Here is a 23,223-nt window from a genome sequence, read left to right as displayed (position 1 = left end):
TTTCTCCGGGTCACGCAGGCAGGCCGTCGTTCGGGGCGCGGCAGCCGCAGGGAACAAGGTGGGTGACGTCATGACGCGCGTGGTCGTGGTCGGCGATCTGATGACCGATGCCGTCGCGCGAGCCGCCTTCCCGCTGGCGAAGGGCGGCGACACGCCGGCCAACGTGTCGATGCACGGCGGCGGCTCGGGAGCCAACGTCGCGGCCTGGCTGGCGGTCGAGGGCGTCGAGTCCGGGTTCATCGGGCGGCGCGGGGCCGACATCGCCGGCCGGAACCGCGACATGGAGCTGATGGGCTACGGCGTCGACGCCCGGCTCGTCATGGATCCGGAGCGCCCCACCGGCACGTGCGTGGTCATGGTCACCCACAAGGGCGACCGGACGATGCTGTCCGACGCCGGGGCGAACGCGGCGCTGCTCCCCGACGACATCCCGCAGGACCTCTTCGGTCCCGGTGCGCATCTGCACATTTCCGGTTACTCCCTGCTCAACGAGGGGTCCCGGCAGGCTGCCCTGCACGCCATGAAGCTGGCGCAGAAGGCTCAGATGTCCATCACCGTGGACGGCGGCGCCAACTCCCACCTCAAGCGGGCCGGCGCCGAGCCGTTCCTCGAGTGGACCCAGGGCGCCGGGCTGCTGTTCGTCAACGCCTCCCAGGCCGAAGTGCTCACCGGCCGCGACAACCCGGAGCAGGCGGCCAAGGTCCTGACCGCCTGGTACGCCCAGGTCGTCGTCAAGATGGAGGCCGAGGGCGCGCTGTGGTTCAGCAACGGCCGCGGCGCCGAGCCGGTCCGGGTGCCCGCCGAGCCGGTCGACGAGATCGTCGACGGCACCGGTGCGGGTGACGCCTTCATCGCCGGGTTCCTGCCGGGCTGGCTGGACGGCAAGCCGCCCGCCGAGGCCCTCGCGAACGGCTGTCGCCTCGCCGCGCGGGCCATCAGCCACCTCGGCGCTCGCCCCGTCCTCTGACGCCCCGGCGGACCGCCGTACGGCCGACCGCGCCTCGACGTCCGTTCCCCGCCCCGCCACGCCGGCAGAGCCGGGTACGGTCGGCCGCGCCTCAACGCCCGGCGATCCGCCGACGCACCCGACGGCCGTACGCGCCGGTGACGCCTCGGCGGCCGTACGGCCGGCCACGTCGCGACGCCCGCCCCCGCCCCGCCACGCCCGGCAGAGCCGGGTACGACCGACCACGTCTCGGCGCCCGGCGATCCGCCGACGGGCGTACGCGTCGGCGACGCCCCGCGCCGTCCGTCGCGCGGCCGGGGCCGTGGTCAGGCGACGGTGGCGAGGGCCAGGGGGAGCACGGCGGGGGCGCCGGTCTCGCGGAGGAGCCGGGTCACGACCGTCATGGTCCAGCCGGTGTCGACCTGATCGTCGACCAGCAGCACCGGGCCGGTCAGGGAGCGCACGGAGTCGGGGACGGCGAAGGCGTTCCACAGCGCGCGGACCCGCTGGGCGCTGTTGTGGCGGCGCGGGCCGGGTCCGCCGTCGGCGTACGCGACCTCACCGAGGTAGGGCAGCCGCCCGATCCCGGCGACTCGGCGGGCCAGGTCTGCGATCATCCCCGGCCGGGTGGCCGACGCCATGGCCAGCACGCCCGCGGGCCGGTCCGCCCAGTCCCAGGCCGAGAGCACCTTGACCACCGCGCCGAAGACCTCGTCGGGCACCGGGGCGTCGGGGGCGCCCTCGGCCAGCAGGTCACGCAGCCGGTTGCCCCAGCCGATGTCGGTCAGCCGCCCGAGCGCCCGGCCGGGCTCGGCCTGCAGGTCGGCGGGGATGCGCCCGGAGATGCCCTCGGCCTTCATGCCGGTGGGCCACATCCGCCGTGGTGTCAGCTCCACACCGGGACGGCTCAGCCGCTCCCGGGCGCGTACGGTCTCCTCCTCGGGGACCTCCGCGGGCAGGTGCCGCCCGGTGCAGTTGTCGCAGCGCCCGCACGGCGCGGCCTGCGGATCGTCGAGCTGACGACGCAGGAACTCCATGCGGCAGGACTCGGTGGTCAGGTAGTCGAGCATGGCCCGCTGTTCGCGGGAGCGCTCGGCCGCGACCCGCTCGTAGCGCTCCCGGTCGTACGCCCAGGGGGTGCCGGTCGCGGTCCAGCCGCCCTTGACGCGGCGTACGGCACCGTCGACGTCGAGCACCTTGAGCATCATCTCCAGGCGGCTGCGCCCCAGGTCGACGCGGGTCTCCAGGGCGGCGGTGGACAGCGTGCCCCCCGCCTCCTCCAGCGCTCCCAGTGCCTGGCGCACGACGGGTTCGGGCGGGAAGGCCAGGCCGGCGAAGTACGCCCAGATGTCGCGATCCTCCCTGCCCGGCAGCAGGATCACCTCGGCCCGCTGGACGCCGCGCCCGGCGCGGCCGATCTGCTGGTAGTACGCGACCGGCGACTGCGGGGCGCCCAGATGCACGATGAACCCGAGGTCGGGCTTGTCGAAGCCCATGCCGAGCGCGCTGGTCGCGACGAGCGCCTTCACCTTGTTGTCGAGCAGGTCCTGCTCGGCCTGCAGGCGCTCGGCCTGCTCCGTCTGCCCGGTGTAGGCGGCGACGGCGTACCCACGGTCGCGCAGGAACCCGGCGACCTCGTGCGCCGCCGCCACGGTGAGCGTGTAGATGATCCCCGAGCCGGGCAGCGCGTCGAGTCGCCCGGCGAGCCAGGCCAGCCGTTGCTCGGCGCCCCGCAACTGGACGACCGCCAGGCTCAGGCTCTCGCGCTCCAGCGGGCCGCGCAGGACGAGTGCCTCTGCCGCCTCCGCGTCGGATCCGCCGGTGAGCTGGTCGGCGACGTCCCGCGTGACCCGTGCGTTGGCGGTCGCGGTGGTGGCCAGGACCGGGATTCCGGCCGGCAGCTCGGCCAGCAGCGTGCGCAGCCGCCGGTAGTCGGGCCGGAAGTCGTGCCCCCAGTCGGAGATGCAGTGCGCCTCGTCGACGACGACCAGGCCGGCTCCGGCCGCCAGGTCGGGCAGGACCTGGTCGCGGAAGTCGGGGTTGTTCAGCCGCTCCGGGCTGACCAGCAGCACGTCGACGGCCCCGGCGCGGACGTCGGCGTAGACGCGCTCCCAGTCCTCGAGATTGGCCGAGTTGATCGTCGCGGCGTGGATGCCGGCGCGCTCGGCGGCGGCGATCTGGTTGCGCATCAGCGCGAGCAGCGGGCTGACGATCACGGTCGGGCCCGCGCCGCGCCGCCGCAGCAGGGCGGTCGCGACGAAGTAGACCGCCGACTTGCCCCACCCGGTGCGCTGCACGACCAGCGCGCGCCGCCGCTCGACGATGAGGGCGCGGATCGCCGCCCACTGGTCCTCGCGCAGCCGGGCTTGGTCACCGGCGAGCGATCGCAGGCACGCCTCGGCGTCCTGGCGCAGGGCGTCTTCGGAAGGGTCGGGGCGTGCTTCGTCGGCCATGCGCTCCTGCATACCAGGTCCCGCCGACGACCTGGGCCGGATCGGCGGCGCGGACCCGGAGGATCAGCCGACCTCGTGCAGGTCGTCCGAGGACAGGGCGGCGACGTGGTCGTGGCCGGACAGCCGCAGCGTGAGCTCGAGCTCGGCGAGCAGGCAGCGCAGCACGTGCCGGACGCCGTCCTCGCCGTCGAGCGCCAGGCCGTACACGTACGGGCGGCCCAGCAGGACCGCCTTCGCGCCCAGCGCCAGGGCCTTGAACACGTCCGCGCCGGTCCGTACGCCGCTGTCGAACAGCACCTCGATCTGGTCGTCGACCGCGTGCGCGATGATCGGCAGCGTGTCGAGGGCGGCGACGGCGCCGTCGACCTGGCGCCCGCCGTGGTTGGACACGACGATGCCGTCCATGCCCGCGTCCACCGCGCGGCGGGCGTCGTCGGTCGCCTGGATGCCCTTCAGCGCGATCGGCCCGTCCCAGTGCTCGCGCAGGAACGCCAGGTCGTCCCAGGTCAGGCCGGGATTCCCGAAGACGCCGGCCCAGTGGAGGACCGGGTCGTCGCCGGCCTTTGCGGTGAACACCGGGTCGGCGAGGTAGTTCTGGATCCCGATGCGGCGCAGGAACGGCAGGTAGGCGTTGTCGAGGTCGTACGGCCGCCAGGCCAGCGTGAACGTGTCCAGCGTGACGACGAGGGCGGTGTAGCCCGCGGCCCGTGCCCGCCGCAGGAGGCTGACCGCCAGGTCACGGTCGCCCGGCCAGTACAGCTGGTACCAGCGGGGCCCCGCGACCTCGGCCACCTCCTCCAGGGTGTGCGACGCGGCCGTGCTCAGGACGACCGGCACCCCGAGGGTCCGCGCGGCCCGCGCCGCCGCCAGCTCCCCTTCCGGGTGGACGATGTTCAGCACCCCGACCGGGCCGAGCAGGACGGGGGCGGGCAGGTCCGTGCCGAGCACCCGGGTGGTCAGGTCGCCGCCCGCCGCGCCACGGAGCATGCGCGGGACGATCCGCCGGCGCCGGAACGCCTCCCGGTTGGCGACCGCGGTGTCCCCGGTGCCCGCCGACCCGGCGACGTAGTCGTACGCCTCCCGCGGCAGTTTCTCGCGGGCCAGCGCCTCGAGACGGGTCAGATCGGTCGGCAGCGGTGGCCTGACGTCGTTCAGGCCGTTGAGGTAGATCTCGAACTGGAAGTCGGCGTACATACGGCGCTCCTCCTCACGACGTGAGATCACGTTATCGGGCTCCGTACGGAGGAGGGCCCCGCCGCGGCGGGCGCGGCGGACGCGGGGGCGCCGGCGCGTCGCCGGGCCTCCGCGCCGATCGTCATGCCGCCTGCGGTCCGCCGTCGCGCAGAGTCGACCGGCCGTCCTGGTCCCGGGCGCGCGAGGCGTCGTCCCGGCCCACCGCCTCGTGGAAGCGGTGCAGCGCGGTGGTCAGAACGGCGCGGTCGGACGGACTGAGGCGAGCGAGGATCCGCGCCAGTTCCGCGCGCCGCCACCGCATGACCCGATCGACCCGTCGCCGGCCCGAGGGCGTGAGCTCCAGCGTCACGACGCTCCGGTTGCCCGGATCGTGGCCGCGGACCACGTGGCCGCTCGCCTGAAGACGATCAGCGAGCCGGGTCACCGACGAGGCGCCCGGACCGAGTTCTCGTGCGACCTTCGACGAAGGCGACGCGCCCAGGTCGGCGAGCACGACGAGCATCCGGAACTGGGCGAGGGACACCCGTCCTTCCAGCTGCTCCAGGCTGCGGACGGTCACGCCGACCAGGTCTTTCGTGGCGGTCTGGAAGACGTCGATCTCCGCGTCCAGCGGCGCGCGCGAGGGGTCCGTCACGAGAAAATATTGCATATTGCAAGACTTGCTCTGGTCAAGCGTCTGGTCGCGGACATGCCGAAAGAAACGGACAGCGGCCAAAGATGTCGTCGGGACCGGCAAGAATGTCCTCATGGCACGACGTGGTACGCAGACCCCTCCCCCGCCGGACTTCGAGGAGAACATCGTCGACGTCGACGTCTCCGAGGAGATGCGGGGCAGTTATCTCGAGTACGCCTACTCGGTCATCTACCAGCGGGCGCTTCCGGACGCGCGCGACGGGCTCAAGCCCGTGCAGCGCCGCATCCTCTACTCGATGAACGAGATGGGCCTGCGCCCCGACCGCGGGCACGTCAAGTGCGCCCGCGTCGTCGGCGAGGTGATGGGCAAGCTGCACCCCCACGGCGACAGCGCGATCTACGACGCGCTCGTCCGCCTCGCCCAGCCGTGGGCGATGCGGATGCGCCTCGTCGACGGGCACGGCAACTTCGGCTCGCTCGGCGGCGACGACTCCCCCGCCGCGATGCGGTACACCGAGGCCCGCATGGCCCGCGAGGCCATGCTCATGGTGGACAGCATCGACGAGGAGACGGTCGAGTTCCGGCCCAACTACGACGGCCAGGAGACCGAGCCCGAGGTCCTCCCCGCCGCGTTCCCGAACCTCCTGGTCAACGGCGCCTCCGGCATCGCGGTCGGGATGGCGACCAACATGGCGCCGCACAACCTCACCGAGGTGATCTCCGCCGCCCGCCACCTGATCGACAACCCCGACGCGTCGCTCGACGAGCTCATGCGCTTCGTGCCCGGCCCCGACCTGCCCACCGGTGGCAAGATCGTCGGCCTGGAGGGCATCCGCGACGCGTACGAGAGCGGGCGCGGCACGTTCCGCACCCGCGCCACCGCGCACATCGAGCAGGTCACGCCGCGTCGCAAGGGCATCATCGTCACCGAGCTGCCGTACGCCGTCGGCCCCGAGCGCGTCGTCGCCAAGATCAAGGACTTCGTCAACGCGAAGAAGCTGGCCGGCATCGCGGACCTGAAGGACCTCACCGACCGGCAGCAGGGCCTGCGCCTCGTCATCGAGATCAAGAACGGCTTCCACCCCGAGGCGGTGCTGGAGGAGCTCTACCGCCTCACCCCGATGGAGGAGACGTTCGGCATCAACAACGTCGCGCTGGTCGACGGCCAGCCGCGCACGCTGGGCCTGCGGGAACTGCTCCAGGTGTACGTCGACCACCGCATCGAGGTCGTGCGCCGCCGCAGCATGTTCCGCCGCACCAAGCGCCAGGACCGGCTGCACCTGGTCGACGGCCTCGTCATCGCGCTGCTCAACATCGACGAGGTCATCCAGGTCATCCGGAGCAGCGACGACTCCGCCGCCGCCAAGGCGCGGCTGATGGAGGTCTTCGAGCTGTCGGAGATCCAGGCGCAGTACATCCTCGACACGCCGCTGCGCCGCCTCACCAAGTACGACCGGCTAGAGCTGGAGAAGGAGAAGAAGCAGCTCACCAAGGAGATCGCCCAGCTCACCGCGATCCTCGAGTCGGAGAAGAAGCTGCGCAAGCTGGTCTCCGACGAGCTCGCCGAGATCGCCAAGACGTACGGCACGCCGCGCCGCACCGTCCTGCTGGAGTCCTCCGGGGAGACGAAGACCGCCGCGGTGCCGCTGGAGGTCGCCGACGACCCGTGCTTCGTGCTGCTGTCCTCCACCGGCCTGCTCGCCCGTACGATGTCCGCCGAGCCCCTGCCCGCCGACGGGTCCCGCGCGGCGCACGACGTGATCACCTCCGCCGTGCCCGCGACCGCGCGCGGCCAGGTCGGCGCGGTGACCGACGCCGGCCGCCTGATCCGGGTGGACGTCATCGACATCCCGGCCGTCCCGCCGACCGCGACGGCGCCGTCGCTGGCCGGGGGCGCGCCGATCAGCGAGTTCGTCGCCCTGGAGAAGGACGAGACGATCGTCGGCCTGGCCTCGCTCGACTCCGGCGGCCTCACCCTCGGCACCGAGCAGGGCGTCGTGAAGCGCGTCGCGCCCGACTATCCGAAGAACGCCGACGAGTTCGAGGTGATCGGCCTCAAGGACGGCGACCGCGTCGTCCGCGCCGTTCACCTGGAATCCGAGGACGACGACCTGGTGTTCGTCACCAGCGACGCGCAGCTGCTGCGGTTCCCCGCCTCGTCCGTACGCCCGCAGGGCCGCGGCGCCGGCGGCATGGCCGGCATCCGCCTCGGCACCGACGCCAAGGTGATCTGGTTCGGCGCCCTCGACGGCGCCCGTGAGTCGCTGGTGGTCACGATCGCGGGCAGCTCCACCGCGCTGCCCGGCACCCAGACCGGTGCGATCAAGGTGGCCGACTACGCCGACTTCCCGGCGAAGGGCCGCGCGACCGGCGGCGTCCGGGCGCACCGGTTCCTGAAGGGCGAGGACACGCTGCTGTTCGCCTGGGCCGGCCCGGTCCCCGCGAAGGCCGCGGGGATGACCGGCAAGTCGATCGACCTGCCCACCGAGCTCGGCCGCCGGGACGGCTCCGGCGAGAAGCTGCCCACCTCGATCGCCGCGGTCGGCGGCCCGGTCACCCTCGGCGCCGCGAACGCGACCGCCCCGGCGGGCACCTCGCCCACGGACGAGACGTCCACGGACGAGGCGGAGCAGCCTCCGGCGGAGTGAGGTCACGCGGATGATTGAAGGGGCGGCCCGTCACGGGCCGCCCCTCTCTTTCGCCGGCCGGTGCCCTACCGGCCGGCGTCCCGTGCCGCGGGGCCGCCGCCGAGGGGCCGCGTCATGCAGACGCGAGGCCACCGGTCGAGGCCGTGCGCGGCCTCCCGCCGGCGAATCGCCCGCAGCCCGGGACTGAGCTCGGCCTCGGCCAGCCGCCGGAATCCACACCGCACGTAGTACGGGGCGTTCCACGGAACGTCCTCGAAGGTCGTCAGGGTGAGCGCGGTCGCCCCTTCCGCCTCGGCCCAGGCCGCCACATGGTCCAAGAGTGATCGGCCCACGCCCTGCCGCGCGCTGCCGGGATGCACCGACACCTGCTCGACGTGCACTCCGGCGTCGATGCGGACGGCGATGAGGTAGGCCACCGGCCGATCCGCCGGGTCCACCGCGACCCAGGCCGTCCCCGCCTCCTGATAGCGGATGAGCTCGGCGAGCGGAAGCGGCTCGTCCCCCGCGACCTCCGGCATGCCGACGTCGCGGAAACACCGCCCGGCGGCCACCTCGATGTCCTGGAGGATCGGAAGCTCGTCGACACGGGCCACACGAATGCGCATCCGGCCATCATGGCCCCAGCGGCGGAGACGGGCAGCCCACCACCCCGCGATGAAGACGCGCACACCCGCCGTCACGGCCGCCCCGATCGAAACGGACATCCCGCGATCGTGGCCTCCCCGATGGGTACGGGCATCCGATCATCCGCCCGGCGCGGAGGCATGGCGGGCGAGCCCGCGGTCTCAGCGGCGCAGCGAGCGGCCGCCGTCGCGCTGCGCGGGGATCTTGGGAGGTTGCACGGTCTCCGCGATGGCCGTCAGCAGGTCGGCCGGCCCGCCCATCACCTCCTCGTAGTGCCAGAAGCGCACGATGCGCTCGGCCACCTCGTTCAGCCGGAACTCGTCACCCGAGAAACACCCGGCCGCGGCGAGACGGGTGATGACCGCCGCGTCGTCCGGAAGGTCCACGGCGTACGCCGCGGCGTCGAGAAGGGCGACCGCGCTCCGCGCGTTCCGCCCGTCATCGCGTGCGTCGGCCCGGTTGAGTCGCCACCAGGCGTGACGACGCAGGCATTCAGCGATCATGCGGGAATTCCGCATGCGGCCTCCTTGGAAAGGCATTCAGTCCGACCAATCGCGCACAGTAGTCGACAAAGGACCCACTGTCACCGCCAATGTCAGCCGACGGCCGGAAACACACCGACCCCTTGCCTTTCGATAAGCCCCTGTTGCCGCTGTACCCCCAACCGGGCGGATCACTTCGGCGATGCGAGTCCGTTCCGGTAGGCGTACGTCACCGCCTGCGCCCGGTCGCGCAGCCCCGCCTTGGCGAACAGGTTGTTGATGTGGGTCTTCACGGTCGCCTCGCTGATGAACAGCTCCCGGGCGATCTCCGCGTTCGACTTCCCCTCGGCGATCAGCGCCAGGACCTCCGCCTCGCGCTGGGTCAGACCGTCCGGCAGGTCGCCCTTCCGGCGGCGCGGCGGTTGTCCCCCGGCGGCGAGCGCGTCGACGAGCCGCCGCTGCACGGACGGGTCCAGCTGCGCCGCCCCGTCCCGGACGGCCGCGATGGCCCGTGCGATCTCCTCCGCGCCGGCGTCCTTCGTCAGGTAGCCGCGCGCGCCCGCCTGCAGAGCGGCGAACACCGACTCGTCGTCGCTGTACGTCGTCAGCACGACGATCTGCACCGCCGGGTGGGCCGCCTTGATCCGCCGGGTGGCCTCCACCCCGTCGACGCGCGGCATCCGCAGGTCCATCAGCACGACCTCCGGTTCGTGCTCGTCGACCAGGCGAACCGCCTCCTCGCCGTCGGCCGCCGACCCGACCACGTCGATGCCCGGCAACAGCCCGAGCAGCAGCACGAGGCCGTCACGCACCACCGTCTGGTCGTCGACCACCAGCACGCGCGTCACGACCGCACTCCGAGCGGCACCCCGCATGGCGCCCCATACGGCGCTCCGAACTCCGCGCGCGTCACAGCGGCACCCTGAGCAGCACTTTGAATCCCTTCTCCTCCGGACCCGCCTCCAGCGCGCCGCCGATCAGCTCCGCGCGCTCGCGCATCCCGACCAGACCGTAGCCGCTCCCGGTGGCCGCGAGCGGACCGGGCCCCTGCCCGCCCGTGTCCCGTACCTCCAGCTCGCACCAGCGCTCGAGATAGCGGAGGTCGACGGCGACGTCCGCCCCCGGGGCGTGCTTACGGGCGTTCGTCAGCGCCTCCTGGGCCGTACGGATGATCGCCAGGCCCGCCTTGGGCTCCAGCTCGCGCGGCTGCCCCGTGATCGTCACCTCGCAGCGGGCGTCGGCGATCGACCGATGCTCGTCGGCGAGCTCTCGCAGCACCTCGTCGGTCGGCGGGATGTCCCCGCGCAGGGTGGCCAGTGCCCGGCGGGTCTCCTCCAAGCCGCTGCGCGCCAGGCCGCGTGCGCGTTCCACCCGGTCGAGGGCCTCCTCGCTCCGGCCGTTGGCGATCAGCAACCGGGCGCCCTCCAGGTGGACGAGCTGCGCGGACAGAGAGTGCGCGAGGATGTCGTGGATCTCCCGGGCGATGTGGGCGCGTTCGGCCAGCACGAGATTCTGCTGCTCGGTCCGCTTCGCCGCCTCCTGCGCCCTGGCCGCGCGAAGCGCCGCGAACATGCCGACCAGGCCGACGATCGTCCAGAGGTCACCGAGCGACCGGTGCTGCAGTTCGATGCCGAAACCGACTCCGCACCCCGCCACGAAGACCGTCGGCAACGACCGGCGGGTCGAGTACTGCGACGACACGAATCCGCACGCCACGAAGAGCAAAGCGCTGCCCGGCCTGTTCGGCGCGAGCAGGTACAGCACGACGCCCGCGCCCGCGCTCGCCATGTAGAAGAGATGGCCGTACGGCCAACCGCGCCGGTACGCGACGATGCCCAGGACGAGGCAGAGCACCCCGGCGAAAACCCCGACCGTGAGTACGAGGTCCGCGGGCTGCGAGCCCAGACCGGGCCGCCTGGGTCCGTGCAGCATCGCGTAGCAGAACCAGACGAGGCCCGCCACGAGCGCGACGACCCGGAGCAGCGGGCGTTCCCCGCCCTCCCTACCGCCGATCGCCGCGTACACCGAACCCGCCGAGGCGCGCAGGTCACGGCCGAACCGCTCTCCGATCACAGATTCACGCTAACCCGCACCGGCATCGTGCGCGCCCGCCACATCAGTACGGCGTTCTGGGTGAGCATCCAGGCGGCGACCGACAGGAGGATGGCTCCGCTGCCCGTCTTGACCCCCGCCGCGTAGCCGACCGCCCCCATGCCGCCCCGCACGGCGACGGACGCGAGGAAGACGCCGAACGTCGCCCACGTGCCCCGGCTCCACAGCGAGCCGTCGGGCGCGCGCCAGACGCGCATGGTCGCGCCGAGCCCGAGGCCGAGCAGCAGAGCGGCGAGGATCTCCCCGGCCAGCAGCCCGGCGCTGAGCATCTGGTGGTGGGTGTCGAGGGGGTTCCCGCGGGTCAGGCCGATGACGGCGAGGATCAGCGGCAGGACGAGGAACCGCGACTCGTCGACGCGCCGCGCCGTGAACCGGCGGACGATCACGAAGACGACGACGGCGACGATGACCAGCCCGTTGAGTAGCTCGTGCATGGCCTCGACGGTAGGGATCCGCCGACCGAGACGGATCGGAGCCGGGTTGGATCCCGGACACCTCCACCCCCGGGTGGAGACCCGCCGCGCGGCCCCCGCGCCCCGCGTCCGACGGCCGTGCGCACCCCGGAGCGCGCCCTCGGCGGCCGGGCGTCGGCGCCGGACGCGAAACGCACGCCGCGCCCGCCGGCTGCGGTGCCCGGCGGACGCGGCGCGGTGTCAGATGTCGATGCGGGAGGTCAGATGTCGATGCGGGAGTCGTCGAGTTCGGCGGCGCCGGCGGCGATGAACTGGCGGCGGGGCGCGACCTCGGATCCCATCAGCAGGTTGAAGATGTTCTCCGCCTCCTGGGCGTCCTCGATGCGGACGCGGCGGAGCATCCGGTGGCGCGGATCCATGGTCGTCTCGGCGAGCTGGTCGGCGTCCATCTCACCGAGGCCCTTGTAGCGCTGGATCGGCTCCTTCCACCGGACGTTGCGGCGCTCGAACTCGACGAGCTTCTTGCGCAACTCGGTGTCGGAGTAGGTGTAGATGTGCTTGTCCTGGCCCTTCTTGGGCTTGACGAGCTCGATCCGGTGCAGCGGCGGAACGGCGGCGAAGACGCGTCCGGCCTCGAGCATCGGCCGCATGTAGCGGTGGAGCAGCGTGAGCAGGAGGCACCGGATGTGCGCGCCGTCCACGTCCGCGTCGGCCATCAGGATGATGCGGCCGTAGCGCGCGGAGTCGAGGTCGAAGGTGCGGCCGGAGCCGGCGCCGATGACCTGGATGATGGAGGCGCACTCGGCGTTCTTGAGCATGTCGGCGACGGACGCCTTCTGCACGTTGAGGATCTTGCCGCGGATCGGCAGCAGCGCCTGGAACTCGGAGTTGCGTGCGAGCTTGGCGGTGCCGAGCGCCGAGTCGCCCTCGACGATGAACAGCTCGCTGCGGTCGTCGGCGGTGCGGCAGTCGACCAGCTTGGCGGGGAGCGCGGAGTTCTCCAGGGCGCTCTTGCGGCGCTGGTTCTCCCGCTGCTGGCGGGCGGCGATGCGCGCCTTGGACGCCGCGACGATCTTTTCCAGGACGGCGCGCATCTGCTGCTTCTGGCCGCGCTTCGGGCTGTCGAACGCCTCCTTCAGCTCCCGGGAGACGACCTGGGAGACGATGCGGGTGGCGGCCGAGGTGCCGAGGACCTCCTTGGTCTGGCCCTCGAACTGCGGCTCCGGCAAGCGCACGGTGACGACGGCGGTGAGGCCCTCGAGGATGTCGTCCTTGATGACCGGCTCGTCGCTGTTCTTCAGCAGTTTGGTGGCGCGCAGCTGGTCGTTGATGACCTTGACGAGGGCGCGGTCGAAGCCGGTGACGTGCGTGCCGTGCTTGGGCGTGGCGATCACGTTGACGAACGACCGGGTGATCGTGTCGTAGCCGCCGCCCCACCGCATCGCGACGTCGACGTCGATGTCGCGCTCGACGTCGGTCGGGGTGAGGTGGCCCTGCTCGTCGAGGACCGGGACCGTCTCGGTGAAGTGGCCGCGGCCCTGGATGCGCAGCACGTCGCAGACCGGCGGGTCGCTCGCGAGGTGGTCGCAGAACTCGCTGATGCCGCCGTCGAACCGGAACTCGTGCTCGACGGGCTCCTCGCCCCGCTCGTCGCGGACGGTGATGGTCAGCCCGGGCACGAGGAAGGCCGTCTGCCGCATGCGGTCGACGACGGTGTCGCCGGCGATCGCGGCGTCCTTGAGGAAGATCTGACGGTCGGGCCAGAAGCGCACGCGGGTGCCGACGATGCGCTTGGCGACGCGCTTGGTCTGGTGCAGCCCCCGCTGCTTCGCCGGCTTCTTGGTGAACTTCGCGTCGGGCCCCTCGGCGGCGAAGTCGCCGGGCAGGCCGCGCTTGAAGCTCATCGCGTGGGTGTGGCCGTCGCGGTCGACCTCGACGTCGAGCCGGGCCGACAGGGCGTTGACCACGGACGCGCCGACGCCGTGCAGGCCACCGGAGGCGGTGTAGGAGATGCCGCCGAACTTGCCACCCGCGTGCAGCCGGGTCATGACCAGCTCGACGCCGGTGAGCCCGGTCTTGGGCTCGACGTCGACCGGAATGCCGCGGCCGTCGTCGCGGACCTCCATCGAGCCGTCGGCGTGCAGGAAGACGTCGATACGCGAACAGTGACCGCCGAGCGCCTCATCGACGGAGTTGTCGATGATCTCCCATAGGCAGTGCATGAGGCCGCGGCTGTCGGTCGACCCGATGTACATCCCGGGCCGCTTGCGGACGGCCTCGAGACCTTCGAGCACCGACAGGTGCCGCGCGGTGTATCCGTGCGGGTCCTCAGCGGTGATGGTGGCGGCGGTCAACGGCTGTGCTCCTCGGGGGTAGGGCGTGCGGGCAGCAGGCTACCCGCCGGGACCGACACTACGCGGACCGGCGCGCCGGTCGGGTGCGGCCTCCACCCTCAGGCGGAGATGGCCGCAGGACGGCCCAGACGGTGGAATCCACCGACAGGGGGGTGTTCGGTGATCAATGCCTTTCTAATCTTCAGCCATGCCCAACACGATTGTCGCCAAAGACCTGCGAAAGCGGTACGGCGACGTGAAAGCGGTCGACGGAGTGACCCTGTCCGTCGAGGAGGGAGAGTTCTTCGGCATCCTCGGGCCCAACGGCGCGGGGAAGACGACGACTCTCGAGATCATCGAGGGATTGCGCCAAGCGGACGGCGGTGAGGTGTCGGTGCTCGGCCGGTCGCCGTGGCCGCGCGACCCCGAGCTGCTGCCGAGGATCGGGGTGCAGCTGCAGGCGTCCTCCTTCTTCGAACGGCTGACCGCGCGCGAGCAGCTGCGGACCTTCGGCTCGCTGTACGGGGTGCCGGACCGCAAGGCCGACGCGATGCTGGAGACGGTCGGCCTGACGGAGAAGGCGGACACGCCGGTGGAGAAGCTGTCCGGCGGCCAGGCGCAGCGGCTGTCGATCGCCTGCGCGCTGGTGCACGAACCGGAACTGGTGTTCCTCGACGAGCCGACGGCGGCGCTGGACCCTCAGGCGCGCCGCAACCTCTGGGACGTCCTGCGGGCGATCAACACGGAGGGCCGCACGGTCGTCCTCACGACGCACTACATGGACGAGGCCGAGACGTTGTGCGACCGGGTGGCGATCATCGATCGGGGCCGGATCCTGCGGAGCGGCCCGCCCGCCGCGCTGGTCCGCGGCCTGGACGCCGCGACGCGGATCGGCGTGGTGAGCGGCGTGCTGAGCGAGGCCGAGGCCCGTACGCTGCCGGGCGTGGACGACGTCACCGACGACGGCGTCTCGCTCGTCATCGCGACGCGTGACCCCTCCTCCGTCGTATCGGCGCTGGCCGGCCGCGGCGCGCTGGACGGCGTCCAGATCAAGGGCGCCACTCTCGAAGACGTCTTCCTCAACCTGACCGGGCGGGAGTATCGGGCGTGAGCGGTTTCAAGAGCCTGGCGCGGGCGATGTTCCTCGGGTTCCGCCGGGACCGGGGCGCGCTGTTCTTCACGATCGCCCTGCCTCTACTGTTCCTGCTGGTCATCGGCGGGATCTTCGCCCGGCAGTCGACGCCGAAGTCGAAGGTTCTGGAGATCGGGTCGGTGTCGATCGTGGATCAGATGCCGGCGGAGATGCGGGCGGGGATCGGCAGGTCGCTGAAGTTCACCAAGGTCTCCGACCGGAACGCCGCCCTGGAGAAGGTACGCAAGGGCGACTACTCGGCGGCGATCGAGCAGAGCGGGGATCAGGTGGTGGTCCACTACTCGGCCGCCGACCAGGTCAAGGCGGGCACCACCCAGGGGCAGCTCGAGGGCCTGGTGCAGGCCGCGAACCAGGCGGCGTCCGCCAGGCCGCCGAAGTATCGGCTGGAGAGCGAGCAGGTCGAGGACAAGTCGCTCAAGCCGATCCAGTACATCACCCCGGGCCTGCTCGGATGGGCCCTCGCCTCGGCCGGCATGTTCGGCGCGTCCACCACACTCGTGACATGGCGGACGAAGGGCCTCCTTCGCCGGTTGCGCCTGTCGCCGGTGCCGATCCGCAGCGTGTTCGCCGCGCGGGTCGTGGTCAGCCTGGGGGTGGCCCTGGTGCAGACGGTGCTGTTCATCGGCGTGGCGACCATGCCGTTCTTCGGGCTGAAGCTCGCGCACTACTGGTGGATGGCGATCCCCATGGTGCTGTGCGGGGTGCTGGCCTTCCTCGCCCTCGGGATGCTGATCGGGGCCTGGGCGAAGACGCAGGAGGCGGCGCAGGGGGTCACGCAGATCGTCGTGCTGCCGATGGCCTTCCTGGGCGGATCGTTCTTCAACATCGACGACGCGCCCCGGTGGCTGCGGATCGTCTCGGAGATCTTCCCGTTGCGGCATCTGAACAGCGGGATGCTCAAGGTCCTCGTACGCGGGGAGGGGCCGGCGTCCGTCCTGCCACAGATGGGCGTCCTGCTGGGATTCGCCGTTGTGGCCACACTGATCGCCGTTCGGGTGTTCCGCTGGGAACAAATCTGACAATCGGCGTGACCGTGACTTTTGTCACCTGAGGGGGTATTCCGCTCTGGGCGTACACAGAACCCGCATGGGAACGTCCGCGTCAGGTTAGATGTTGTCCTAAGCGACCGACCCCGAGACGAGGAAGGCGACGTGACTGGAGCTCTTGCCCCAACCAAGCCGCTGACGGCCGTGGACCGCTGCGACCGCTGCGGTGCTCAGGCCTACGTCCGCGCGGTCCTCGCGGGCGGCGGAGAGTTGCTGTTCTGTGCGCACCATGGCCGTAAGTACGGCGAAACGCTTCGTGCGAAGGGCGCTGAGATTCACGACGAAACCGACCGGCTGCTTGAGACCCCTGCACCCCCACCGGAGGACGAGCGGTAGGCCAGGCCAGCCGACCCGATAATCCATGAGACGGCGGCCACCCAGCCAGGGTGGCCGCCGTCTCACGTTTCCCGCGGTACGACCCCCGCGACCGCACCGTCACCCGCTGTGACATCCTGCCGAGGAACCGCTCTCACGGTCCCCCCGGTGACACGCCACCGATGAGCCGACGGAGACGACGCCGGCGAAGGAGGACGATGCTGATCCTGCTGCCCCCGTCCGAGGGCAAGGCCGGCGACGGCGACGGGCCGCCGCTGGACCTGTCGGCGCTGAGCCTTCCCCGCCTGACCGCCACCCGTGAGCGGGTGCTCGGCGCGCTGGGGGCCCTGTGCGACGGCCCGGCGGAGGACGCGCGGCAGGTCCTCGGGCTGTCCGCCGGGCAGGCCGGGGAGATCGACCGGAACCGCGCGCTGCGCACCGCGCCCACGCTGCCCGCGTCGCGGCTCTACACCGGCGTCCTGTACGACAACCTGGGCCTGCCCACCCTCGACCCGGAACGCGCCGCCCGCTCCGTCCTGATCTTCTCGGCGCTGTGGGGCGCGCTGCGGCCCGCGGACCGCGTCCCGCCGTACCGGCTGTCCATGGGCGTGAAACTGCCGCCTCTCGGCCCTCTCGCGGCCGTATGGCGCCCGGCACTGACCGCGGCCCTCCCGGCGGACGGCCTCCTGGTGGACATGCGCTCGGCGCCGTACGCGGCCGCGTGGAAGGCCCCGGCGGTCCGGGTCCGGGTGTTCCGGGAGCACGAGGGCCGGCGCACGGTGGTCAGTCACATGGCGAAGGCGACGCGCGGTGTGCTGGCCCGCGACCTGCTGGCGAACGGCGCCGACCCGGCGACGCCGGAGGAGCTCCTTAAGACGGTACGGGACGTCGGGTACACCGCCGAGCTCAACGGCACCGATCTCGATGTGATCGCCCGCTGATCCCACCGACCCGTACGCACGAGAGCGGGCACGCGCGAGGCATGCGAAAGGGTCCGGACGGGAACTCCCGTCCGGACCCTTTCGTTATCCGATCGTTAGGCGAGGAGTGGCTCAGCCGCCTCAGTCGAGGTAGTCGCGCAGCACCTGCGACCGGGACGGGTGACGCAGCTTCGACATCGTCTTCGACTCGATCTGACGGATCCGCTCGCGGGTCACGCCGTAGACCTTGCCGATCTCGTCCAGCGTCTTCGGCTGGCCGTCGGTCAGGCCGAACCGCATCGAGACCACGCCGGCCTCCCGCTCGCTCAGCGTGTCGAGCACCGAGTGCAGCTGCTCCTGCAGCAGCGTGAAGCTGACCGCGTCGGCGGGCACGATGGCCTCGGAGTCCTCGATGAGGTCACCGAACTCGCTGTCGCCGTCCTCGCCGAGCGGAGTGTGCAGCGAGATCGGCTCCCGGCCGTACTTCTGGACCTCGACGACCTTCTCCGGCGTCATGTCCAGCTCCTTGGCCAGCTCCTCCGGGGTCGGCTCGCGGCCGAGGTCCTGGAGCATCTGGCGCTGGACGCGGGCCAGCTTGTTGATGACCTCCACCATGTGGACCGGGATGCGGATCGTGCGCGCCTGGTCGGCCATGGCGCGGGTGATCGCCTGCCGGATCCACCACGTGGCGTAGGTCGAGAACTTGTAACCCTTGGTGTAGTCGAACTTCTCGACCGCGCGGATCAGGCCGAGGTTGCCCTCCTGGATGAGGTCCAGGAACAGCATCCCGCGCCCGGTGTAGCGCTTGGCGAGCGAGACGACGAGCCGCAGGTTGGCCTCGAGCAGGTGGTTCTTGGCCCGGCGGCCGTCCTCGGCGATCCACTCGAGGTCCTCGAGTACCTGGAACTCCAGGGTGTGCCGCTCGAGGGCGAGCTTCTCCTCCGCGAACAGGCCGGCCTCGATGCGCTTGGCGAGCTCGACCTCCTGCTCGGCGTTGAGCAGCGGGACCTTGCCGATCTGCTTGAGGTAGTCCTTCACCGGGTCGGCGGTGGCGCCGGCCGCGGCGATCTGCTGTGCCGGGGCGTCCTCGTCGTCGTCTCCGATGACGAAGGAGTCGTCCTCCGACGTGGGCTTCTTGTCGCCGGCGGCGGCCGCCGCAGGGGCCTCCTCGGTCTCCGCCTCGGCCTCGACGGCGGCGTCGGCGTCGTCTCCCGTGTCCAGGTCGGCGTCGTCGGCGACGTCCTCGAGGTCGGTGAGGTCCGCGTCGTCGAGGTCGGTGACCTCGAGCTCGGCGTCGTCGGTGACCTCGTCGGAGTCCTCCGGCTCCTTGGCCGCCTTCTTGGCGACCGCGGGCTCGGTCTTCTTCTTGGGCGTTGCCTTCTTGGGCTTGGCCGTGGTCTTCTTGGCACGTGCGGGCCGCGCGGGCACGTCGGCGTCGTCCTCGACGACGGCGGTGACCGTGTCCTGTTCCTTTGCGGCGGCGGTGGTCGTCTTGGGCTTCTTGGTCGCGGGCGTCGCGCGCTTGCTGCTGTTGCGCGCGCGCTTAGGCGCCGCGGAGTCGGCAGCGCTCACCATGACGGTCACACCCTCCTTGCTAAGACTCCGCAAGATGCTCGAGGCCTTCGACACGGGAATGTCGGCCTCCTCGAACGCACGGCGCACGTCATCGGCCTCGAGGTAGCCCTGGGAACGCCCACGCTCGATCAATTGCCTGACAACGTGCTCGTGCAGCTCGGACGGCTTGGAGGTCGAACTCGCAGGCGACACAAACACCTCTCGAACGAAACGTGTGGCTATGTTTACCCAGTGCTCTGTCGGGCGCCGGCCCTGCAGGCCCTTTGCGCTGAGCAGCGTACCCCTGCTTCACTGTCGGTTTAGCAGTCTGGCACGCCCGCGTATTCCGCGCGGTGGAGTCCTGCCCGGTGACACCCACCTTAGAGGGCACTGAGCGGTCCTTCGTACGTGCTACGCCGTCTTCGGCGGAACATGTAGGGCAAGTACTGTCACGTCATCATCATGGTCGTACCCGGCCAGCATCCGGTCGACCAAGAAGTCAACGAGTATCTCAGGATCGGCAAGCACCTCCGATGGGGCAGCGGCGGCGATCGACACGATCTCGTCGAGACCAGCGTCGAGCCCCCGTCTACGGTTCTCCACCAGTCCATCGGAGTAGAAGACCACAGTGTTGCCGGGTGGAACGGAAAAACTTGTCTCTTCTCGCTCGGAGGGCCAGCCGAGCGGGGTGCCCGCCTCGGCGGTGCTGACCCGCGGCGGGCCGTCCGGCAGGATCCGCAACGGCGGCAGATGGCCCGCGTTGCTGATCGAACCCTCGCCGGTCGCGGGGTCGATGACGGCGTACGCCAGGGTGGTGATCTGCTCCCATCCCTCGGTGGCGGCGAACAGCCGGTCCAGGCCGGTGATCACCGCGGACGGGCGCGGGTCGTTCAGCGCGAGGGCGCGCAGCGCGTTGCGCACCCGGCCCATGCCCGCGGCGGCCTTGACGCCCTTGCCCATGACGTCGCCGATCGCGATCGCCACCCGGCCGTCCCCGATCGGGAAGGCGTCGTACCAGTCGCCGCCGACCTGAACGTGCCGCGTGGCGGGGTGATAGCGGGCCGCCAGGCGGATCGGCGGCAGCTGCGGGAGGCGGTCCGGCAGGAGGCTGCGCTGCAGCGCCTCCGCCGTCTTGTGCTCCCGCTCGAACAGGGTCGCCCGCTCGACGGCGAGCGCGCACTGACCGGCCAGGGCCTCGAGGAAGACGCGCTCCTCCTCGGTGATCTCCCGCGGCCGGGTGAAGGAGAACCGCAGCGCGCCGAGGGCACGGCCGGCGGCCAGCAGCGGCAGGCCGACCCACGCGCGCTCGTCGGTGCGCCGGACGAAGTCGGCGATCTCGTCGCCGCGGAGCTGCAGCCGCAGGCTGACCGGGTTCTCGGCGAGGAACGGACGCCGCTCGCGGACCGCGATCGACATCACGCTGGCGCCGTCGATGCCGATCTCTTCCCGGGCGGGGCCGGGGAGCTCCGGGATGCCGCCCGGCGTGATCATGCGCAGGCGGACCTTGTCCTCTTCGAGGAGGGCGACGGCGGACCGGTCGGCGCCGATCGCCGAGCGGCCGACCTCGGTGATCACCGAGACGACCTGGTTGACGGTCAGCGCCTCGGCCAGCATGGACGTCGCCTGCTGGAGCCGTGCGGTGCGCAGCGCGGCGGCCGACAGCTGCTCGGTGAGCCGGCCGCGCATCTCCTCGGCCTCGCGCTTGCCGGTGACGTCGGTGTTCGCGCCGACCCACTCGACGATCTCGCCGTCGCGGCGGATCGGCACGGCCCGCACGTCGTAGTTGCGGTAACCGCCCGCGCGGGTGCGGATGCGGTAGGTGGCCTCGAAGATCCGGTCGTTCGCCACGCAGGCGTGCCAGGTCTCCTCGATGCGCGGCCGGTCCTCCGTGTGCACGGCGCCCAGCCATCCCTCGGTGGCGTACTCCTCGTGGGTCTGGCCGGTGATGGCGCGCCACTCGGGCGCGTCGTCGACGACCTCGCCCGCGGGCGTGGTCACCCAGACCACCTGGGAGCTGGCCTCGACGAGGGAGCGGTAGCGCTCCTCCTTGCGGCGGATCGACCGCTCGGCCAGGACGCGGTCGGTGACGTCGACCGCGACCATCACGACCCCGGACACCTCGCCCTCGGCCGTGTGCGTGGGGAACCAGGAGTGCGCCCAGTGCCGGTCGCCGAGGGACAGGTCGACGTCCGCGACCGTGCGGTCCTCCTCCAGGGCCTTGCGGGCGGACGCCTCGATGACGCCGCCGAGCTCCCCGGGGATGACCTCGGCGGCCCGGCCGCCCTCCAGGTCGGCGACGTTCACGCCGTGCATGCGCGCCAGCGTGTCGTTGGCCCGCTTGAAGCGCAGGTCGGTGTCGAACAGCGCGAAGCCGATCGGAGCCTCCCGAAGCAACGTGGTGAGCAGCGCCGAATCCGACGCGTCGAGGCCAGAGATCCGGGGGTGCGGCACAGACGTATCGGTGCTCACCGTCGACACCTCCGTCGCGCGCTCGGCCCTACTGCGAGGCATTTCCGCATCACTATGGGTGAATGGGAGCAGGCTAGCGCTCCCGCCTCCATCACAACACCGCTCGGAGTCAGGTTTTCATCATCTCGATGCTTCGGCGCCGACGGAAGCCCCGTGCGGCAACGTTATTCCGGCGACCGCGCGGGCGCGCCCTCCGGTCACCCGCCGGGCACTCGGCACGAGGCCGCGTATCCGGCGGGAAGCATGATGATAGGGGCCGATCGCCATCGGGCGGGCGACATCTCCGATCTCGGCGAGTCCCGTGTCGCCGGGACGGGGCGCTGAACGGTACGGAGGCGCCGTTCCGGTGGCCCGTCGTCTTCGCGGCACATTTCCGTGTTTGACAAGCTTTGTAAATCGGGCACCGCGCCGTGGAAGTGAGCCACATCTCTCAGGCCCGCGCCTTCGCCGCGGCCTTCATCTCCTGTTTGTAGGCGCGGACCCGCCCCAGGGACTCCTCGTCGACGATGTCGGCCACCGAGCGGTACGCGCCCTCGTCGCCGTAGTGGCCGGCCGCCGCGCGCCAGCCCTCGGGCCGTACGCCGAGCCGTTTGCCGAGCAGCGCGACGAAGATCCGGGCCTTCTGGTCGCCGAAGCCGGGCAGGTCCCCGACCCGCGCCAGGAGGTCCCGGCCGGTCGCCGCCTCCGTCCAGACCCGCTCGGCCGCCCCGTCGTACCGCTCCAGCACCGCGCGGCTGAGAGCCTGCACACGGCCCGCCATCGCCTTGGGGTACCGATGAAGCGCGGGCCGCTCGCCGAAGACCGCCACGAGCGCGTCAGGGTCGTACCGGGCCAGTTCCTCGGCGTCGAGGTCGCGCCCGAGTCGCCGCGCCAGTTCGCACGGCGCCGCGAACGCCCGTTCCAGGGGCACCTGCTGGTCGAGCAGCATCGCGATCAGCAGGGCCAGCGGACTGCGGTTGAGCAGCGTGTTGGCCTCGGGATCGATGGGCAGCGAGATCGTCATGGCGTCCTCCGGGAGCGTTCGCCCCTCATCCTGCACCCTGCGAGCGCCACCGGTCACCCGGGGTCACGACGTGGCGGCCCGGCGGCGTGGATGTGACGGTTCGCGAACGTGTCGCCCGTCGCCGTTCCGGCGCGGCGCCGACGGTGCTCGAATAGGGACATGACCGGCGAAGGAACACCTGTCGGCCGACGCGTCGTCCTCGGCATGGTCGGCCTCGGGGCCGTGGGCGTCGTGATCGGCGCGCGCGTGCAGAGCGGCCTCAACCGCGCGGTGGGACCCGTCGGCGGCCGGGTCTCTGGACTGATCCCGGCGGCCGGCGGCTTCCGCTTCTACTCCGTGGTCGACTCGGTGCGGCGCGTCGACCCGGCGGACTACCGTCTCACCGTCGGCGGGCTGGTGGAGCATCCGAGGACCTTCCGGTTCGCCGACCTGCAGGCGCTGCCGCAGACCCGGATGACCGACACGTTCCACTGTGTCACCGGCTGGACCGTGCCGGACGTCGCCTGGGCGGGCGTGGCCCTGCCCGACCTCCTGGACGTGGTGGGCGTACGGCCAGGGGCGAGGGGCGTCCGGTTCACCTCGTTCGACGGCGCGTACACCGAGACGCTCACGCTGGAGCAGGCGCGCCGCCGCGACGTGATCGTCGCCACGAGCATGCTGGGCGGCCCGGTGAGTCACGAGCACGGCGGCCCGGTGCGGATGTACGTCGCGCCGATGTACGGCTACAAGTCCACGAAGTGGCTCGGCGGGATCGACCTGGTCCCCACGGTCAAGCCGGGGTACTGGGAGACGCGCGGCTACGACGTCGACGCCTGGGTCGGCCGGTCGAACGGGTACACGTCATGACCGAGCGGAGCGAGGGAATCGACAGCGCAGCCCCTCCGGTCACTCCTCCGACGAAGGAGGTTTCATGACCGAGCGGAGC

The 23,223-nt window shown here is 71.5% G+C and carries 19 protein-coding genes; 7 read left to right on the top strand and 12 right to left on the bottom strand.

The window, feature by feature from the left end:
* Positions 1–70 precede the first annotated feature (70 nt).
* Positions 71–967, top strand: a complete 897-nt coding sequence (locus AB0L00_RS12495; protein WP_345363980.1) for a sugar kinase — start codon at positions 71–73, stop codon at positions 965–967.
* Between the two features lie 305 nt (positions 968–1,272).
* Here AB0L00_RS12495 and AB0L00_RS12490 read toward each other — a convergent pair whose 3' ends face one another.
* The 3 genes from AB0L00_RS12490 to AB0L00_RS12480 form a co-directional block, all read right to left on the bottom strand.
* The gene (locus AB0L00_RS12490) at positions 1,273–3,399 is read right to left on the bottom strand and encodes a RecQ family ATP-dependent DNA helicase (protein WP_364432213.1); all 2,127 of its coding nucleotides are present in this window, start codon (positions 3,397–3,399) and stop codon (positions 1,273–1,275) included.
* 63 nt (positions 3,400–3,462) lie between these two features.
* A complete protein-coding gene (locus tag AB0L00_RS12485) occupies positions 3,463–4,623 on the bottom strand; it encodes a lactate 2-monooxygenase (protein WP_364432210.1) in 1,161 nt (386 codons plus the stop codon).
* Positions 4,624–4,714: 91 nt separating this feature from the next.
* A complete protein-coding gene (locus AB0L00_RS12480; protein ID WP_364432208.1) occupies positions 4,715–5,227 on the bottom strand; it encodes a MarR family transcriptional regulator in 513 nt (170 codons plus the stop codon).
* 112 nt (positions 5,228–5,339) lie between these two features.
* Between AB0L00_RS12480 and AB0L00_RS12475 the strand changes: the two genes are divergently transcribed.
* Positions 5,340–7,874 carry a DNA topoisomerase IV subunit A gene (locus tag AB0L00_RS12475; RefSeq protein ID WP_364432205.1) on the top strand — a complete coding sequence of 845 codons (2,535 nt, stop codon included), beginning with the start codon at positions 5,340–5,342 and terminating at the stop codon, positions 7,872–7,874.
* A gap of 65 nt (positions 7,875–7,939) precedes the next feature.
* Here the strand turns inward: AB0L00_RS12475 and AB0L00_RS12470 are convergent, their stop codons facing one another.
* From AB0L00_RS12470 to AB0L00_RS12445, 6 genes are all read right to left on the bottom strand, one after another.
* Entirely contained in the window at positions 7,940–8,479 is a 540-nt protein-coding gene (locus AB0L00_RS12470) for a GNAT family N-acetyltransferase (protein WP_364432202.1), read from the bottom strand.
* Between the two features lie 180 nt (positions 8,480–8,659).
* Entirely contained in the window at positions 8,660–9,016 is a 357-nt protein-coding gene (locus AB0L00_RS12465) for a hypothetical protein (RefSeq protein ID WP_364432199.1), read from the bottom strand.
* A 155-nt stretch (positions 9,017–9,171) separates the two neighbouring features.
* Entirely contained in the window at positions 9,172–9,828 is a 657-nt protein-coding gene (locus AB0L00_RS12460) for a response regulator transcription factor (RefSeq protein WP_364432196.1), read from the bottom strand.
* A gap of 61 nt (positions 9,829–9,889) precedes the next feature.
* On the bottom strand, positions 9,890–11,053 hold the full coding sequence (locus tag AB0L00_RS12455; RefSeq protein WP_364432193.1) for a histidine kinase: 1,164 nt from the start codon (positions 11,051–11,053) through the stop codon (positions 9,890–9,892).
* Positions 11,050–11,526, bottom strand: coding sequence for a hypothetical protein (locus AB0L00_RS12450; RefSeq protein ID WP_364432190.1), 477 nt, complete (start codon positions 11,524–11,526; stop codon positions 11,050–11,052). Before AB0L00_RS12450 ends, AB0L00_RS12455 begins: the two co-directional genes overlap by 4 nt.
* A 239-nt stretch (positions 11,527–11,765) precedes the next feature.
* Positions 11,766–13,859, bottom strand: a complete 2,094-nt coding sequence (locus AB0L00_RS12445; protein ID WP_364432187.1) for a DNA topoisomerase IV subunit B — start codon at positions 13,857–13,859, stop codon at positions 11,766–11,768.
* A 187-nt stretch (positions 13,860–14,046) separates the two neighbouring features.
* On the opposite strand from AB0L00_RS12445, the gene AB0L00_RS12440 reads away from it, so the two are divergent.
* The 4 genes from AB0L00_RS12440 to AB0L00_RS12425 all read left to right on the top strand — a co-directional run bounded on the left by AB0L00_RS12440 (position 14,047) and on the right by AB0L00_RS12425 (position 17,293).
* Entirely contained in the window at positions 14,047–14,949 is a 903-nt protein-coding gene (locus AB0L00_RS12440) for an ABC transporter ATP-binding protein (protein WP_364432184.1), read from the top strand.
* Positions 14,946–16,010, top strand: coding sequence for an ABC transporter permease (locus tag AB0L00_RS12435; protein ID WP_364432181.1), 1,065 nt, complete (start codon positions 14,946–14,948; stop codon positions 16,008–16,010). Before AB0L00_RS12440 ends, AB0L00_RS12435 begins: the two co-directional genes overlap by 4 nt.
* A gap of 132 nt (positions 16,011–16,142) precedes the next feature.
* A complete protein-coding gene (locus AB0L00_RS12430) occupies positions 16,143–16,373 on the top strand; it encodes a hypothetical protein (RefSeq protein ID WP_252778596.1) in 231 nt (76 codons plus the stop codon).
* A 197-nt stretch (positions 16,374–16,570) separates the two neighbouring features.
* On the top strand, positions 16,571–17,293 hold the full coding sequence (locus AB0L00_RS12425; protein ID WP_364432178.1) for a peroxide stress protein YaaA: 723 nt from the start codon (positions 16,571–16,573) through the stop codon (positions 17,291–17,293).
* A 120-nt stretch (positions 17,294–17,413) separates the two neighbouring features.
* Here AB0L00_RS12425 and AB0L00_RS12420 read toward each other — a convergent pair whose 3' ends face one another.
* From AB0L00_RS12420 to AB0L00_RS12410, 3 genes are all read right to left on the bottom strand, one after another.
* The gene (locus AB0L00_RS12420; RefSeq protein WP_364432175.1) at positions 17,414–19,039 is read right to left on the bottom strand and encodes an RNA polymerase sigma factor; all 1,626 of its coding nucleotides are present in this window, start codon (positions 19,037–19,039) and stop codon (positions 17,414–17,416) included.
* Between the two features lie 198 nt (positions 19,040–19,237).
* Positions 19,238–21,295: a SpoIIE family protein phosphatase gene (locus AB0L00_RS12415; protein ID WP_364432172.1), complete on the bottom strand. Its 2,058-nt coding sequence runs from the start codon at positions 21,293–21,295 to the stop codon at positions 19,238–19,240.
* A gap of 430 nt (positions 21,296–21,725) precedes the next feature.
* Complete coding sequence (locus AB0L00_RS12410; protein WP_364432169.1) at positions 21,726–22,298, bottom strand: HhH-GPD-type base excision DNA repair protein; 573 nt, start codon at positions 22,296–22,298, stop codon at positions 21,726–21,728.
* A gap of 159 nt (positions 22,299–22,457) precedes the next feature.
* On the opposite strand from AB0L00_RS12410, the gene AB0L00_RS12405 reads away from it, so the two are divergent.
* Positions 22,458–23,144: a molybdopterin-dependent oxidoreductase gene (locus tag AB0L00_RS12405; protein WP_364432166.1), complete on the top strand. Its 687-nt coding sequence runs from the start codon at positions 22,458–22,460 to the stop codon at positions 23,142–23,144.
* The last annotated feature ends 79 nt before the right edge of the window (positions 23,145–23,223 follow it).

This window comes from Actinoallomurus sp. NPDC052308 (genome assembly GCF_040679195.1).
In the GTDB taxonomy this organism is placed as follows: domain Bacteria; phylum Actinomycetota; class Actinomycetes; order Streptosporangiales; family Streptosporangiaceae; genus Actinoallomurus; species Actinoallomurus liliacearum.
The sequence above is the reverse complement of the archived record's forward strand: the minus strand, read 5'-3'. Positions and strand labels throughout refer to the sequence as shown.

Excerpts from the sequence above, each read along its gene's own strand:
- AB0L00_RS12495 (WP_345363980.1), top strand. The coding sequence starts at position 71 with ATGACGCGCGTGGTCGTGGTCGGCGATCTGATGACCGATGCCGTCGCG.
- AB0L00_RS12490 (WP_364432213.1), bottom strand. The coding sequence starts at position 3,399 with ATGGCCGACGAAGCACGCCCCGACCCTTCCGAAGACGCCCTGCGCCAG.
- AB0L00_RS12475 (WP_364432205.1), top strand. The coding sequence starts at position 5,340 with ATGGCACGACGTGGTACGCAGACCCCTCCCCCGCCGGACTTCGAGGAG.
- AB0L00_RS12470 (WP_364432202.1), bottom strand. The coding sequence starts at position 8,479 with ATGCGCATTCGTGTGGCCCGTGTCGACGAGCTTCCGATCCTCCAGGAC.
- AB0L00_RS12465 (WP_364432199.1), bottom strand. The coding sequence starts at position 9,016 with ATGCGGAATTCCCGCATGATCGCTGAATGCCTGCGTCGTCACGCCTGG.
- AB0L00_RS12450 (WP_364432190.1), bottom strand. The coding sequence starts at position 11,526 with ATGCACGAGCTACTCAACGGGCTGGTCATCGTCGCCGTCGTCGTCTTC.
- AB0L00_RS12440 (WP_364432184.1), top strand. The coding sequence starts at position 14,047 with ATGCCCAACACGATTGTCGCCAAAGACCTGCGAAAGCGGTACGGCGAC.
- AB0L00_RS12425 (WP_364432178.1), top strand. The coding sequence starts at position 16,571 with ATGCTGATCCTGCTGCCCCCGTCCGAGGGCAAGGCCGGCGACGGCGAC.
- AB0L00_RS12410 (WP_364432169.1), bottom strand. The coding sequence starts at position 22,298 with ATGACGATCTCGCTGCCCATCGATCCCGAGGCCAACACGCTGCTCAAC.
- AB0L00_RS12405 (WP_364432166.1), top strand. The coding sequence starts at position 22,458 with ATGACCGGCGAAGGAACACCTGTCGGCCGACGCGTCGTCCTCGGCATG.